The sequence below is a fragment of the Arcobacter acticola genome (assembly GCF_013177675.1).
In the GTDB taxonomy this organism is placed as follows: Bacteria; Campylobacterota; Campylobacteria; order Campylobacterales; family Arcobacteraceae; genus Aliarcobacter; species Aliarcobacter acticola.
The window spans coordinates 879358-894399 of record NZ_CP042652.1; the positions used below are offsets into that span (position 1 = coordinate 879358).

At 27.8% G+C, this 15042-nt stretch carries 17 protein-coding genes; 12 read left to right on the plus strand and 5 right to left on the minus strand.

Annotated features, from left to right (window positions below; all coding sequences use genetic code 11):
• The first annotated feature begins 4 nt into the window (after positions 1 to 4).
• Positions 5 to 1978 carry an excinuclease ABC subunit UvrB gene (gene uvrB, locus AACT_RS04540; protein WP_172128539.1) on the plus strand — a complete coding sequence of 658 codons (1974 nt, stop codon included), beginning with the start codon at positions 5 to 7 and terminating at the stop codon, positions 1976 to 1978.
• Positions 1975 to 2622, plus strand: coding sequence for an endonuclease III (gene nth / locus AACT_RS04545; protein WP_172125373.1), 648 nt, complete (start codon positions 1975 to 1977; stop codon positions 2620 to 2622). Before uvrB ends, nth begins: the two co-directional genes overlap by 4 nt.
• Positions 2623 to 2654: 32 nt before the next feature.
• Here the strand turns inward: nth and AACT_RS04550 are convergent, their stop codons facing one another.
• Positions 2655 to 3065, minus strand: a complete 411-nt coding sequence (locus AACT_RS04550) for a hypothetical protein (protein ID WP_172125375.1) — start codon at positions 3063 to 3065, stop codon at positions 2655 to 2657.
• Positions 3066 to 3145: 80 nt separating this feature from the next.
• Here AACT_RS04550 and AACT_RS04555 point away from each other — a divergent pair, with 80 nt between their 5' ends.
• The 4 genes from AACT_RS04555 to AACT_RS04570 all read left to right on the plus strand — a co-directional run bounded on the left by AACT_RS04555 (position 3146) and on the right by AACT_RS04570 (position 7429).
• Positions 3146 to 4738, plus strand: coding sequence for a glycerol-3-phosphate dehydrogenase/oxidase (locus AACT_RS04555; RefSeq protein WP_172125377.1), 1593 nt, complete (start codon positions 3146 to 3148; stop codon positions 4736 to 4738).
• Positions 4739 to 4823: 85 nt separating this feature from the next.
• Entirely contained in the window at positions 4824 to 6794 is a 1971-nt protein-coding gene (locus tag AACT_RS04560) for a TonB-dependent receptor plug domain-containing protein (protein ID WP_172125379.1), read from the plus strand.
• A 42-nt stretch (positions 6795 to 6836) separates the two neighbouring features.
• Complete coding sequence (locus AACT_RS04565; RefSeq protein WP_172125381.1) at positions 6837 to 7085, plus strand: type II toxin-antitoxin system HicA family toxin; 249 nt, start codon at positions 6837 to 6839, stop codon at positions 7083 to 7085.
• Positions 7085 to 7429, plus strand: a complete 345-nt coding sequence (locus AACT_RS04570; protein WP_172125383.1) for a type II toxin-antitoxin system HicB family antitoxin — start codon at positions 7085 to 7087, stop codon at positions 7427 to 7429. The genes AACT_RS04565 and AACT_RS04570 overlap by 1 nt, the downstream gene beginning before the upstream one ends.
• Before the next feature lie 41 nt (positions 7430 to 7470).
• Here AACT_RS04570 and AACT_RS04575 read toward each other — a convergent pair whose 3' ends face one another.
• Complete coding sequence (locus tag AACT_RS04575; protein ID WP_172125385.1) at positions 7471 to 8697, minus strand: HD domain-containing protein; 1227 nt, start codon at positions 8695 to 8697, stop codon at positions 7471 to 7473.
• 246 nt (positions 8698 to 8943) lie between these two features.
• On the opposite strand from AACT_RS04575, the gene AACT_RS04580 reads away from it, so the two are divergent.
• Both AACT_RS04580 and AACT_RS04585 read left to right on the plus strand, forming a co-directional pair.
• Positions 8944 to 9924 (plus strand): DUF2156 domain-containing protein, encoded by a 981-nt coding sequence (locus AACT_RS04580; protein WP_172125387.1) that lies wholly within the window; start codon positions 8944 to 8946, stop codon positions 9922 to 9924.
• A complete protein-coding gene (locus tag AACT_RS04585) occupies positions 9921 to 10352 on the plus strand; it encodes a GNAT family N-acetyltransferase (protein ID WP_172125389.1) in 432 nt (143 codons plus the stop codon). Before AACT_RS04580 ends, AACT_RS04585 begins: the two co-directional genes overlap by 4 nt.
• A gap of 9 nt (positions 10353 to 10361) precedes the next feature.
• Here AACT_RS04585 and rpiB read toward each other — a convergent pair whose 3' ends face one another.
• From rpiB to folD, 3 genes are read right to left on the minus strand one after another with little or no spacing between them, the layout of a single operon-like run.
• The gene (gene rpiB, locus AACT_RS04590) at positions 10362 to 10817 is read right to left on the minus strand and encodes a ribose 5-phosphate isomerase B (RefSeq protein WP_172125391.1); all 456 of its coding nucleotides are present in this window, start codon (positions 10815 to 10817) and stop codon (positions 10362 to 10364) included.
• Positions 10817 to 11602 carry a signal peptidase I gene (lepB, locus tag AACT_RS04595; RefSeq protein ID WP_172125393.1) on the minus strand — a complete coding sequence of 262 codons (786 nt, stop codon included), beginning with the start codon at positions 11600 to 11602 and terminating at the stop codon, positions 10817 to 10819. Before lepB ends, rpiB begins: the two co-directional genes overlap by 1 nt.
• On the minus strand, positions 11603 to 12463 hold the full coding sequence (gene folD, locus AACT_RS04600) for a bifunctional methylenetetrahydrofolate dehydrogenase/methenyltetrahydrofolate cyclohydrolase FolD (protein WP_172125395.1): 861 nt from the start codon (positions 12461 to 12463) through the stop codon (positions 11603 to 11605).
• 150 nt (positions 12464 to 12613) lie between these two features.
• Between folD and AACT_RS04605 the strand changes: the two genes are divergently transcribed.
• The 4 genes from AACT_RS04605 to pth all read left to right on the plus strand — a co-directional run bounded on the left by AACT_RS04605 (position 12614) and on the right by pth (position 14986).
• Positions 12614 to 13219 (plus strand): ISAs1 family transposase, encoded by a 606-nt coding sequence (locus AACT_RS04605; protein ID WP_172124435.1) that lies wholly within the window; start codon positions 12614 to 12616, stop codon positions 13217 to 13219.
• Positions 13220 to 13283: 64 nt separating this feature from the next.
• Positions 13284 to 13787, plus strand: a complete 504-nt coding sequence (locus AACT_RS04610) for a hypothetical protein (RefSeq protein ID WP_172124437.1) — start codon at positions 13284 to 13286, stop codon at positions 13785 to 13787.
• Positions 13788 to 13888: 101 nt separating this feature from the next.
• Complete coding sequence (locus AACT_RS04615; RefSeq protein WP_172125397.1) at positions 13889 to 14425, plus strand: 50S ribosomal protein L25/general stress protein Ctc; 537 nt, start codon at positions 13889 to 13891, stop codon at positions 14423 to 14425.
• A 9-nt stretch (positions 14426 to 14434) separates the two neighbouring features.
• The gene (gene pth, locus AACT_RS04620; RefSeq protein ID WP_172125399.1) at positions 14435 to 14986 is read left to right on the plus strand and encodes an aminoacyl-tRNA hydrolase; all 552 of its coding nucleotides are present in this window, start codon (positions 14435 to 14437) and stop codon (positions 14984 to 14986) included.
• Positions 14987 to 15042 lie beyond the last annotated feature (56 nt).

Consider the following 15042-nt stretch of genomic DNA (forward strand, 5'->3'; position numbering starts at 1 on the left):
ACCCATCGCAAAGTTTGAAGTAGTAAGTGATTACGAACCAGCAGGTGATCAACCTGTTGCCATAAAGGCTCTTAGTGATTCTATAAATGCTGGAAATCAATACAATACTCTTTTAGGAGTTACAGGAAGTGGTAAAACATACACAATTGCAAAAGTAATTGAAGCCACACAGAAACCAACTCTTATAATGACTCACAATAAAACTTTGGCTGCTCAGTTATACTCTGAGTTTAAGCAGTTTTTTCCAAATAATCATGTTGAATATTTCATCTCTTATTATGACTATTATCAGCCCGAAGCTTATATTCCAAGATCTGATTTATTTATTGAAAAAGATAGCTCTATAAATGAAGAGTTAGAACGACTGCGACTAAGTGCCACAGCTTCACTTTTATCTTTTGATGATGTTATTGTAATTGCTTCAGTTTCTGCAAACTATGGTTTAGGAAATCCAGAAGAATATAAAGCAATGGTTCAAAGAATTGAAGTTGGATTTGAATATTCACAAAAACAGTTTTTAGTAAAACTTGTGGAAATGGGTTATAAAAGAAATGATAAGTTTTTTGATAGGGCAGATTTTAGAGTAAATGGAGATGTAATAGATATATTTCCTGCTTATTATGAAGATGAATTTATAAGAGTTGAGTTTTTTGGTGATGAGGTTGAGTCTATTTCAAAAAGAGAATACATAACAAACAATAAAACAAAAGACTTAGATGAGGTTATTATCTATTCTGTTAATCCTTTCGTTGTTTCAAATGACAAACTTGCAAATGCTGTTAAACAAATCGAAGAAGAGTTAGACGAAAGATTGGATTATTTTACAAAAGAGCAAAAATTAGTAGAGTATCAAAGACTAAAACAAAGAGTTGAATTTGATTTAGAGATGATAGAAGGAACTGGAATGTGTAAGGGAATAGAAAATTATGCCCGACATTTAACTGGTCAAAAGCCAGGTGAAACACCATATTCACTTTTAAACTATTTTGAACAAATGGGAAAAGATTTTTTACTAGTAGTTGATGAATCTCATGTGTCATTATCTCAATTTAGAGGAATGCACGCAGCTGATAGAAGTAGAAAAGAGGTACTTGTTGATTATGGATTTAGACTTCCAAGTGCTTTAGATAATCGTCCACTTAAATTTGATGAATTTATAAAAAAAGCTCCACACTTTGTATTTGTTAGTGCAACTCCAAATGAACTTGAAGTTAATATGAGTTCAGTTGTAGCAGAGCAAATTATACGACCAACTGGCTTACTTGATCCAATAATTGATGTGGTTGATAGTGAATACCAAGTTGAAAAACTTCATGATGAAATCAAAAAAGTTGTGGCAAAAAATGAAAGAGTATTAATAACGGTTTTAACTAAAAAAATGGCAGAAGAACTAGCAAGCTATTATGCAGATTTAGGAATAAAAGTAAAATATATGCATAGTGAAATTGATGCAATTCAAAGAAATCATATTATTAGAGAGTTAAGACTTGGAGTTTTTGATGTACTTATTGGAATCAATCTTTTAAGAGAAGGTTTAGATATTCCAGAAACTTCACTTGTGGCTATTTTAGATGCAGATAAAGAAGGATTTTTAAGAAGTAAAACTTCACTTATTCAAACAATTGGACGAGCTGCTAGAAATGAAAATGGAAGAGTTATTTTATACGCAAAAAAAATCACAGCTTCAATGCAGTTTGCATTAGATGAAACAAGTAGAAGAAGAAAAATCCAAGAAGATCATAATACACTACATGGAATTACTCCTACATCAACAAAAAGAAGATTAGATCAAAGTCTAAAACTTGAAGAATACGATGAACTTGCATGGAAAAAAGAAAAAATAGAAAAAATGCCAGCAAGTGAGAGAAAAAAAATCTTAATAGAATTAAATAGACAAATGAAAAAAGCAGCTCAAGATCTAAACTTTGAAGAAGCAATACGATTGCGAGATGAAATTTCTAAGGTAAAAGAAATATGAAAAAAGCAACAAAAGCAGATATAGAAATCATAAAACAAGCATTTGTAGAAAAGTACAGTGATGCCGTTACAGAGCTGAGTTATAGAAATGATTACGAGTTATTAATTGCAATTATTTTAAGCGCTCAATGCACGGATAAAAGAGTAAATATCATAACGCCTGCATTATTTGAAAAGTATCCAAGTGTAAGAGAATTAGCTCTTGCTAATCTTGAAGATGTAAAAGCTTTATTAAATACTTGCTCATTTTTCAATAATAAAGCAAAAAATATTATCAAAATGGCTCAAAGTGTACTTGAAAACTATGATGGTGAAATTCCTCACAATCAAAAAGAGCTTATGAAACTAGCAGGTGTTGGAAATAAAACTGCAAATGTTTTTATGATTGAGTTTGAAGGTGCAAATCTTATGGCAGTTGACACTCATGTTTTTAGAGTTTCACATAGGTTGGGTTTAAGTGATGGAAAAACAGTAGATATAACAGAGGCTGATTTGGTTAAAAAACTAAAAGGTCATGATTTACATATTTTTCATCAAGCTATGGTTTTATTTGGAAGATATATTTGTAAAGCAGTTAAACCTGAGTGTGATAATTGTCTATTTCCACAGGTTTGCAAAACTAAAAAGTCTTTTAAACCTGCATAAATATTTATACTAAAAAACACAAAGATAAAAAATTATCTTTGTGTACACTCTTCTTTTAAATCTTTGAAGTTTTTGAAAATATAACTATCTTCTATTTTATTTATTTCTACATCTGAAACTGTACATAAAAACTCTTTATCATCTTTACTTATGATGTAAGTGAATTTGTAAATAAACTTTGTTTTTGAACTTACAACTTTATTGTTTAATAATTCATAAGTTAACTCTTTAATTGGAATATCTTTTTCTTTTTCATATTTTTGCTTAAACAAACTTGGGAAAAACTCTTCTTGTTTATTTTCATACAAAGTATAAGCTATTGAAGTTATTATGATGATTACTATAAGAATTGTAAATTCTTTTTTTTCAAAACGATTATTTACTTTATAAAGTATAAGTGTTACAACAATAATAAAAATCGCGATACCAAAAATTATTTGCATTTTATTCCTTTTTATTTATTTTTATTATATCCTAGCTTAACAAAAAGCTTTTATTAAAAACCTTATGAAAAGGCCAAATTATGCAATTGATTGAAGAAAACTATGATATTGTGATTATCGGTGGAGGAGCTGTTGGAAGTGGTATTTTACTTGATGCAACTCTTCGTGGATATAAAGCTATTTTATTGGAAAAAAATGATTTTGCAAGTGGAGCTAGTTCTAAAAGTTCCAAGTTAATTCATGGAGGAGTAAGATATCTTGAAAAAGCTATAAAAGGTTTTGATAAAGCTCAATATGATTTAGTAAAAGAAGGTTTAATTGAACGGCATATTTTTTTAAAAAATGCTTCAGTTATATCTAAAAAAATCAAGATAAATATTCCTAGTTTTTCATATATAACTCTTTTTTATACCTGGATTGGACTTTTTATATATAAGTTGATTGCAGGTAAAAAAAATATAGGAGATAACTCTTTTGTAAATAAAGTATTGAGTTCTTTGTATTTCCCAAATTTAAAAAAAGAAAATTTAAAAGCTTGTTTATCTTTTTATGATGGAAGTTTTTTAGATAGTAAAATGCTAATTGCTTTACTTCAAACAGCTATTTCTAAAGGTGCAATAGCTAAGAATTATTGTGAAGTTTTCGAGTTTTTATATTATGAAAATAAAAAAATAAGTGGTTTAAAATATTTTGATAAAATAGAAAATAAAACTTGTGAAATAAATTGCTCATGTATAATAAATGCAACAGGTGCAAATGTAGATAATATAAGAGCTTTAGATGATAAAGATGCCCAAGAAATCCTAGCCCTTAGCAGTGGTATTCATATAGTAGTTTCAAAAGATTTTTTATTTTCTGATGAAGCATTATTAATCCCTAATACAAGCGATGGAAGAATTATTTTTATTTTGCCTTATTTAAATCACTGTTTGATAGGTACAACAGATAACAAGTGTGAATATGATGAGAATATAAAAGCAAAAGATGAAGAGATAGCATATTTGTTAGATGAAGTAAATAAGTATTTTACAAAACCTTTAAAAAAAGAAGATATTCTTTCCTCATGGAGTGGAATTCGACCACTTATTAAAAATGACAATAAAAATAAAACAGAGCAAATAGTGCGAGAACATTCTATAAATATTTCAAAAAATGGCTTAGTTTCAATAGTAGGTGGAAAATGGACAACATATAGAAAAATGGCTGAAGATATGATGGACTTTTTAGTTGATAAAAACTATTTAGAAAAAAGAAAATTATGCGAAACAAAAAAGTATAAATTACTTGGAAATGAAGAAAAACATAAAGACTTAGAAAAATTAATAAGTTTTTATGCAATATCAAAAAGGACAAAAGAGTCACTAATTACACTTTATGGAAATAATGCAACTGTAGTTTTAAATATAGCAAGTGAACTTAATAATTTTGAGTTGATTCATAAAGATTTCCCATATTTAAAAGCTGAAATTATATATTGTGTAGAGTATGAATTTGTTAAAAAACCTATAGATTTTTTATGTGGAAGAATTGGGCTTTGCTTTGTAAATAAAGAAGCTTCCTTAGATTCTGTTGACGCAGTATGCCTTGAAATAGGGAAACTTTATAATTGGGATGATGAAAGATTAAAAAAAGAAATAGCTGAATGCAAAGAATATATTTATAAGAATTTCTAATAGTAAATGAAATTTAATAAAAATTAACAAAAAATTAACAGGGCTTTGAGATAATTCGTAAATTTATTAATACAAGGTAAAATTTATGAAAAAAATTATCTCTTTATCACTTGTAACAACTGCTGTTATATTAAGTGCAAGTGAAGTTACAACTTTAGACACGATAAGTGTAGTTGAAACTGCGAATACAAAAATAGTAAAAGATGTTAGTAATGAACAAATAAAAAGTGCTGATTTAGCTGAGGCTTTAAGTAAAAATGTTCCTTCTGTATCAATTGTACGAAGAAGTGGAATTGCAAATGATATTATCTTAAGAGGGCAAAAAAAAGATAATATCAACATTCTTTTAGATGACGCAAAAATCTATGGAGCATGTCCAAATAGAATGGATCCTGCAACTTCTCATGTTTTATCAAACAATATTCAAAGTGTAAAAGTAATCGAGGGACCTTATGATGTTGAAAACTTTGGAACATTAAGTGGACTTGTAAAAGTAGAAACAAAAGAACCAACAGAAGAAGTACATGGAGAGGTAAATCTAGGTGCTGGAAGCTATGGATATAGAAAAGCTAGTGCAACTGTAAGTGGTGGAACAGATAGATTTAAATTGTTAGTTTCTACTTCAACGGAACAGGGTGATCAATATGAAGACGGAAATGGGAATGACTTTTTAGAGCAACAAATTGAAAAAAATGTTATGTTTCCAAATCAATATTCAAAAGATGGTTTAGAAGCCTTTGAGAAAAAAACACTTTTAACAAAAGGTCAATTTAACATAAATGACGATTCTGAAGTAAAACTATCTTACACAGCAAATAGAAGTGATAATGTTTTATATCCAAATACTCCAATGGATGCTGATTATGATGACTCAAATATTTATACAGTTGGATATACAGCTAGAAATTTAGCAGATTTTTCAAAAGAATTAAATTTAGATTATTACTATTCAAATGTTGATCATCCAATGAGTACATCACTTAGAAATAGTGGTTTAGTAAATTATACAACAGCTTTTTATAAAACTTCTATTTGGGGAACAAAAATCAAAAATAGCACAGAAGTTGCAGATTCTTTAGTGACAGTAGGACTTGATACAAGTGTTAGAAACTGGAGTGGTGAAAAATACTCTACAAATGTAGCGACTGGAATATCTGGAGCATCAACTGTAAGTTTAGCTTCAACTGACACAACTAATAAGGCTATATTTGCAAAAGTTGAAAAATCATTTGGAAAATTAGATTTAGAATTTGGCTCAAGATATGATTATACAGATGTTGATTCTGTTGCTATTTCAAACAAAGATAATAAATATACTGGACTAAATGCAAATATATTTGGTATATACAATGTTGATGAAAATATGAAATATTTTGCAGGTATTGGAAAGAGTTCAAGGGTTCCAGATGCTAGAGAGCTTTATGATACAACTTATGGTAATTCTTCTTTAGATCAAACAAAAAACTATGAAGCTGATATCGGATTTGATAAAACTATTGGATCTTTTAATATTAGACCAAAATTATTCTATTCAGTATTAAAAGATTATATTTATAATTCTAGTATTACGCCAACAACAAGTAAATTTGAAAATATTGATGCAAAAATTTATGGTTTAGATATTTCTGGATTTTATTTTATGACAGAAAATTTATCACTTGATTATGGAATGGCTTACCAAAGAGGTAAAAAAGATGGCGATTACACAGATAAAGATTTAGCAGAAATCCCACCATTAAAAGCAAACCTAGCATTAAACTATGAACAAGCAAAAGCAAAATATACAGCAGAAGTTGTAGCTGTTGATAGTTGGGATAGTTATGACAGCTCAGCAAAAGAGCAAGAGTTAGCTGGTTATGCCGTATTTAATTTAAAATATACAAATCAACTACATAAAAATATAGGTTTAACTCTTGGAGTTGATAATCTATTTGATAAAGTATATAATTCAACAAATACTTATCAAGATATTACATATGCAATAGTTAGTTCTGAACGAGTATTATTCAACGATCCAGGAAGATATGGATATGTAAATTTAAAATATAGCTTCTAAGCTATATTTGTATTTGTAACTGAAATATGATATCATTTTATTATGAGTAAACAAAATAAACTTATTTCAAAGTTTTTGGAAATTCCTCCAAAAAAAGATTTAACTTTCAAAGAGTTAAGTTCATTACTATTATCATTGAATTTTGAAAAAATTGAAGGAGCAGGTTCTGCTGTGAAATTTTATAATAAAGAAAAAGATTTATTAATAAATTTACATAAGCCACATCCCTCAGATATTCTAAAAGTTTATCTTGTTAAGCAAATACAAATTAAATTAAAGGAGTTTATCTGATGTCTAATAAGATTGAATACAATGGATATATTGGTACAGTTGAATATTCTCAAGAAGATAAATGTTTTTTTGGTAAATTAGAAATGATAAATGATCTAGTGACTTTTGAAGCTGAAAATGCTTCTGATCTAGAAAATAATTTTAAAAATTCAGTTGATGAGTATTTAAAAACTTGCGAAGAATTAGGACGAGAACCGCAGAAGGCATTTAAAGGTGTTTTCAATGTAAGAACAGGAAGTGAACTTCATCTTACAGCAGTTAGAAATGCTCATAAAATGGGTGTTTCTCTTAATTCATATATAAAAAATCTAATAGAAAGAGATACAAAAATATCTTTTAATTAGTTTAAAAATATATAGCCTTTTATAGGCTATATATTCATATTTTAATCAAACTCCATTCGAACTTGAGTTTGTCCAGTAGTTCCAAACTCATAGTCTATTTGCGTTGCAATAGCTTTGAAATCAACTCCTTGAATAACTTTTAGAGCTTTTAAAATCTCTTTTTTCCCACTTATTAACTCTTTTGATTTTATTCCATGTGATATTGATAAACTAGCTTCTACAAATGCTGATAATTTATCACATTGTTTTAGAGCAAGTCCATCTATTGCATTGTATCTATCTGAATTATATTTTGATACATCTTCAACTATTTGAATTTTATCTTCATAAATTTTATTTTCAAACTCTTCTTTTACACCATCATAAAGTCCAAGTATATAAGAAAATTCATCATGTAAACTATCTGGAATATTTGGAAGAATATCATCTTCGATTTTCTCAATTTCATATTCAGCTATGATATCTGATAACTCATCTACACAGTATTTTACAGGTGTGATAATATCTCGTGTTAAAGCTTCTGGTAAATCATGAAATAAAGCTGTAAAGAAATTATTTTGCAATCTTTTATCACAAGCATTTACTTCAATAGAAAAAAAGTATCCAAAAATCGCAACTGTTAACATATGTCCTAAAACTGAAGTTTCAGGAACTCTTGGTGTTTGTGCCCATCTTTTTTGGAATCTTAATCTTCCACTTAAATCTATGATTTTTGCAAGTTTTTTATTAAGTGCAATTTTTCTCACACCAATTAACTCATAATAATCTTCAATTTCTTCATCTACACTTTTTTTAACATCTTCAATATCATTTAAAAATTGACTTGTTTGATATACAATAGAAAACTCCCACTTTGTAGCTAAATATGAAGCTGCTTTTAGTATAAATCTCTCTTTTTTATACATTTCAGGATTTTCTAAATATTCTTGAAATTTTTGTAAAAAGTTTCCATTATCTATATCTTTTAGTGAAGGTGCAAGTTTAGAAATAACCCATGAGTTAATCTCTTTTGATTTTTTTTGTAAGGCTTTTCTAAAAACATCAGGTCTTATATCTGTTACAACAACTCGTCTTAAGAACTCAAATATTCCAGCTTCTATTAGGTGTGTGTAGTTTATGTCTTTTTCAAGTTTAGCAATAAAATATGCGATTATAAACTTGTGTGCTTGTTTATCAAGTTCTACTAGTTCAACCATTCTTGGATAATCATTCCATCTTTGAATTGAAGCAGATGTAAATATATAATCAATAATTCTTGGGTTTATCAATTTTTATCCTTTGGCTTTTTCTTTGAGTCATCAAAAAACATCATTTTTTTACCAAGTAACATTAAAGATACTATTACAAACATCATCAAATAAACTTGCCAATCACTCATAAATAAGCCTTTTAATTTTCTTTGATTATCTCATAATATTGATAAATAGGTACTTAGAATAATTTTGAAATAAATTTGATGCAAAAAGAAAAAACAGATGTATAATTTCGAAAATTTTTTCAAGGAATAAAATAAAATGTCAACTTTGACAATAAGCAATTACACTTTAAAACACTTTGATTTAAAAGCAAAAGCTATTATGGATGAGTATTTAAATTTAATAAATGTAGATGTTAGTGATTATACTTTTGCAGGAAATTATATTTGGCTTTCAACAGCTACTGGATTTTATACAATTGTAAATGAAACTTTTTGTTTGTTCATTTTAAACTCAGGTGAGCTAACTATGCTTTTACCTCCTATTGGTAAAAAAGAGAATACTTATGATGCTATGATTCAATGTTTTGAAATTATGAATTCTCATAATAGTAATAGAAATTATTCGAAAATTGAGTATGTGCATGAAAAGTTATTAGAAGGGTTTGTTGATTATTTAGAAGAGGGTACTTTAGTTTATGAAATGCTAAAAGATTTTATAATTGAAAAAAAACTTGTAGATTATATTTATAAAGTCGAAGATTTAATAGATTTAAAAGGTGACTCTTATAAGTCAAAAAGAAATGAAATAAATAGATTTAGAAATGTCTATCCAAATCATAAAATAGAAATACTAGATAAAGAAAAGCATGGAAGTGCAGTAATGGCACTATTTAATAAATGGGTAAGAGATAGAACTACCTATATGCCAAAAGAAGAAGTTGAAGTTTTTATGGATGGTATATATTTTGAAAGATTTGCAATAAAAAGACTTATGAATGATTATAATAATCTAGATATTATAGGTCTGGTTATTTATATAGATGATGAAGTAAAAGGTTTCACTGTGGGTGAAAAAATAAATCAACACACAGCAAGTGTAATTATAGAAAAAACAGATTTTGAAGTACTTGGATGTGCCCAATTTATTTTTAGAGAATTTACAAAAATATTAAAAGATAAATATGCAGTTGAGTATATAAATGTAGGTGATGATATGGGATTTGAAAATCTAAAAAAAGTAAAAATGTCATATAGACCAAAAAAATTAGTTCCTAAATATACAATTTATCAAAAATGATAAGAAAAGCAAATCTAAATGATTTAACTTCTCTTTATGGCATAGAAAGGAATGTTTTTTTTAATGACCCATTTTCTATGACTAAAGAGTCTATAAGATATCATATTTTAAGAAATAGATTGTATATTGTAGAAATAGACAATATTATTGCAGGGTATATATTGTGGTTAGAAAGAAAAAAATATTTTAGACTTTATTCTTTAGCAATATCTAATGATTTTCAAAATAGGGGACTTGCTAAAAAACTTCTTGAATATTCTTTTGAGAATTTATCAAAAGATAATAAAGATTTTTCTTTAGAAGTAAAAGTTTCAAATGAAAGTGCAATTAATTTATATAAAAAATATGGTTTTGAAATTAAAAAGATTTTAAAAGATTATTATGAGCAGTGTCATGGATATTTGATGTATAAGAAATGTAAAGCATAGGTTTAAAACCTATGCTCTACAACTTCCCATTTTTCCTAAAGCGTTGATTTTCTCAACTCGACCTGAGTGTCTTCCACCTTCAAATTCTGCTTTATCCCATGATTTAATAATAGCTTCAATCATTCCATAACCAGAAACTCGCTCACCTAAGCAAATAACATTTGCATCGTTGTGTTTTCTAGCCATTCTTGCGCTATATTCATTGTGACAAAGTGCTGCTCTAATTCCATCAAATTTATTTGCAGACATACTCATACCAAGTCCTGAACCACAAATTAATATACCCATTGTTCCTTCATTTTCTAGAACTTTATTACAAACTTTTGCAGCATAATCAGGATAATCAACTCTATCTTTACTAAAAGGTCCTAAATCAACTACTTCATGACCTCTTTGCTCAAACAGTTCTTTTACATAAGCTTTAATATCAATACCTGCATGATCTGCACCGATAAAATATTTCATTAATAAATTCCTTCTTGATGTTCAATTTTGAATTTTTCAAAATCTACTGTTTCTTCTAAAGTTTCAACAGTTTTTAAAACTCTATCCCATCTGATCTCTTTGTCTTCACTCCATGAGAAGTAAATAAACCAAGGTTTTCCAACTATAAATTTGTAAGGAACTGTTCCCCAAAATCTTGAGTCATTTGAATGGTCTCTATTGTCTCCCATCATAAATGTTTCATCTTCTGGAACAATAATTGGCATCATATTAAATAATTCACTTGGATTCAGGTTATTATCTACTACATTTTCATCATTGTGAATACCTGGATGATCTTTTCTATATGGATCTATAACCCATAACTTATCTCCAACTTCAAGTATATTTTCTTTTGGATAGTTTGCTTTTACAAACTCATTTCCTTCTTTTGGGTGAAGTAAAAGATGTTTGTCTTTGATAGCAACAATATCACCACCTGTCGCAACTGCTCTTTTTACATAGTGAATTGTTTCATTTTTTGGATATCTAAAAACAACAATATCACCTCTTTGTGGTCTTGGTCCTTCGATTAAATGTCCATTGTCATTAAAATCAGGTAAAACTTTTACTTCGATCCAAGGAATTCTTGGAGTTGGAATACCATAAGAGAATTTTTTTACAAAAAGCATATCACCTATTAAAAGAGTATTTTTCATACTTCCACTTGGAATTACAAATGCTTGTGCAATGAAAAATATAATAGTTAGAACAATTACTATTGTTCCTGTCCATGAAGATGACCATCTATATAATTTATTTAACATTTATTTAGCTTCTCTTTTATCTCTTAATTTTGCTGCTTTTAGAGTATTTTTTAATAACATTCCAATAGTCATTGGTCCAACTCCTCCAGGAACCGGAGTTATATGTGAACATTTAGATTTACAATCTTCAAAATCAGCATCACCAACTAATTTCCCTGTATCTAATCTATTAATACCAACATCAATAACAATTGCGCCTTCTTTTATCATATCAGCTTTTAATAAATAGGGAACTCCAACTGCAATAACAACAATATCAGCAGTTTTCGTATGTGATGCTAAGTCTTTTGTTCTACTATTACAAACAGTAACTGTAGCTTTTGCATTGATTAAAAGTGATGCCATTGGTTTACCAACGATATCGCTACTTCCGATAACAACTAGATTTTTACCACTTAACTCTATTCCATACTCTTCAAACATTCTCATAACACCAAAAGGAGTAGCAGGTAAAAAAGAATCAAGATTTGAAACCATTCTTCCTACATTGTAAGGATGGAAACCATCTACATCTTTTAGTGGATTAATTGCTTCTAATACAATTGTTGTATCAATATGTTTTGGAAGTGGTAATTGAACTAAGATACCATCAAGTTTAGGATTTTTGTTCATCATTTCAATTGTTTCTAATAACTCTTCTTGAGTAATGCTATCTGGCATTTCATGAACAACTGAATAAATACCAGCGTTTTTACATGATTTTGCTTTACTAGCTACATACGTAGCACTTGCTGCATCACTTCCAACTAATATAACAGCTAAACCTGGAGTTATGTGTTTTTCTTCTACTAATTGAGCAACTTCTACTTTAACTTCTTCTTTGATTTTTTCAGATAATGCTTTTCCATCTAGTAATATCATTGGATTATACCTTGTATTTTGTATTTTATTAAGGTGTCTATATTATCAAAAAATCAATTAATAAAAGTTAAATAATATCCTCATCCACCAAAAACTCTTAATTAAGTAAATAGATAAAATCAGCTATAATAAGCATAAAAAAGAGATATTATGGCAAATAGATTTAGAGAGAAATTAGCAGAGAAAAGATCTAAAAAAGGTTATAAGGAAATAGCTTCTAAAAATAGATTATTGCAACTATTAGGTGAGATACCAGATCATAGAAAAGGTCAAGGTAAACTTCATAAATTGGAACATATTTTGTTTTTGTCAGTTATTGCACAATTAATGGGAGCAGTTAATTATAAAGAGATATGGGTATGGATTACAAAGCATATTCAAGATGATAAAATTAAAAAACTTTTAGGTGTAGAGTTTATAAAAACACCAGGAAGAAGTGCTATTGCAGAGATTTTAGCTGAAGTTAATTATCTAGAGTTAGAAAAAGTTTTTAGAATATGGATAAATGAATTGGTTGATACTTCTAATTTACCACAATTAGCTGTTGATGGTAAAGTTATGAATGGTAGTAGTGTAAATGCAAAACAATCAACACAAGTACTAAATGCAGTATTAGCAAATAGTGGAATAATATTAGCTCATAAAAAAATTGTAGAAAAATCAAATGAAGTACCCGCATTAAGAGAACTTATTGATGAATTAGATGATAGCTTTATATATACCTTTGATGCTATGAATAGTAAAAAAAACACTTGATAAAATTGAAAAGACAAATGATAATAAGTATTATTCTAAATTAAAAGGAAATCAAAAAAAGCTTTTGCAAAAAGCTATTAAAATATCCGATACACAAATACCTACAGATATCTATATATCTTCGTTAAAACAAGAAAGTAAATATCTTGTTCAAAGAAAAGTGTCTACTTTTACAAATGATAGTTGCTTTTACCATAATGGAATGACACATATAAAAACTATAATTAAAATTGATAAAACAATATACTCAAATAATAAAAAAACAGGTGAGATAAAAGAAATAGTAACAACATCATTTGCAATTGCAAACTTTAAAAATAGTGCAGAATTTTTCCATAATCTTCAACTCAATCATTGGAAAGTGGAGACAATGCACTTTTATAAAGATAAATCACTTTATGAAGATTTACATACTGCAAATATAAATCCAATGACTATGACAATATTAAGAAGCTTTGTTATAAATATTCTACACCTAAATAAAGTTAAATCTATCAAAAATCAGTTATTAGAAAACAGATGGGATTTAGATACTACTTTAGGATTATTATTAAAAATTTGTTTTTAGTGGATTGGAGTAGTTAAATAACTAATCAATACAGACTTAAACAAAAATTTAGTATTTTTTTTATATAATCACGCCCTAAAATTAAAACACAAAGGATCGTTATGTTAGAGGGTATCATTAGAGATAGTATGACAAAACAAGCAACAAAAACTTTAAGAAGAAATGGATATTTAATTGCAAATATTTATGGAAAAGGTTTAGAAAACGTTGCAGCAGCATTTAAAAGAAACGAATTTATTAAATTCTTAAGAAACAAAGAAACTTTAGCATTTGATGTAAATCTTGATGGTACAGTTATTAAAGTTGTAGTTCAAGAATATCAAAAATGTCCATTAACTTCAGAGTTATTACATGTTGATTTAATGGTTGCACAACCAGGTGTACTTACATCTTACAAAATTCCTGTTAAAACTACAGGTATTGCAAAAGGTCTTAAAAATAAAGGTCTTTTAATGACTCATACAAAAAGAGTACCAGTTAAATGTACTTATGAAAACTTACCAAATAACATTACTTTAGATGTTACTAAGTTAGATACAGGTGATAACATCTTAATTAGAGATTTAACTTTACCTGCAGGTGTAACTTGTTTCTTAGATCCAAGAGTACCAGTTGTTGGTGTAATTAAAGCTAAATAATTAATATTTATGCATTTAATTGTAGGTCTTGGTAATATTGGTGAAAAATATCAATTAACAAGACATAATGTAGGATTTATGGTTATCGATGAGATGACCAAAAATCTTGCAACTTCAAATATAAATAACTCAAATTTTCAATCTACACTTTTAAAATCAGGCTATAATCTTTTTTCTAAACCAACTACTTTTATGAATAATTCAGGCCTTGCTGTTCATGCAATAAAAGAGTATTATAAAATCGATTTAGAAAATATTATTGTAATACATGATGATTTAGATTTACCATTTGGAACTGTAAAGTTTAAAATAGGTGGTGGTCATGGTGGACATAATGGTTTACGTTCTTTAGATGCTCATATTACAAAAGAGTATATAAGAATTAGAGTTGGTATTGGAAAACCGCAAGATAAAGCTGATGTAGCAAATTATGTATTAAGTAATTTTTCAAAAGAAGAATTAAATAAACTAGCAGATATAATAAATCATATTATTGAAGCGATTGAGGCACTTAAAACTGAAGATATCGATCTAGTAAAATCTAAATATACATTGAAATAACATGAGCATATTAACTAAATATATTTTAAAAAAGTACCTAATAAATTTTATTATTG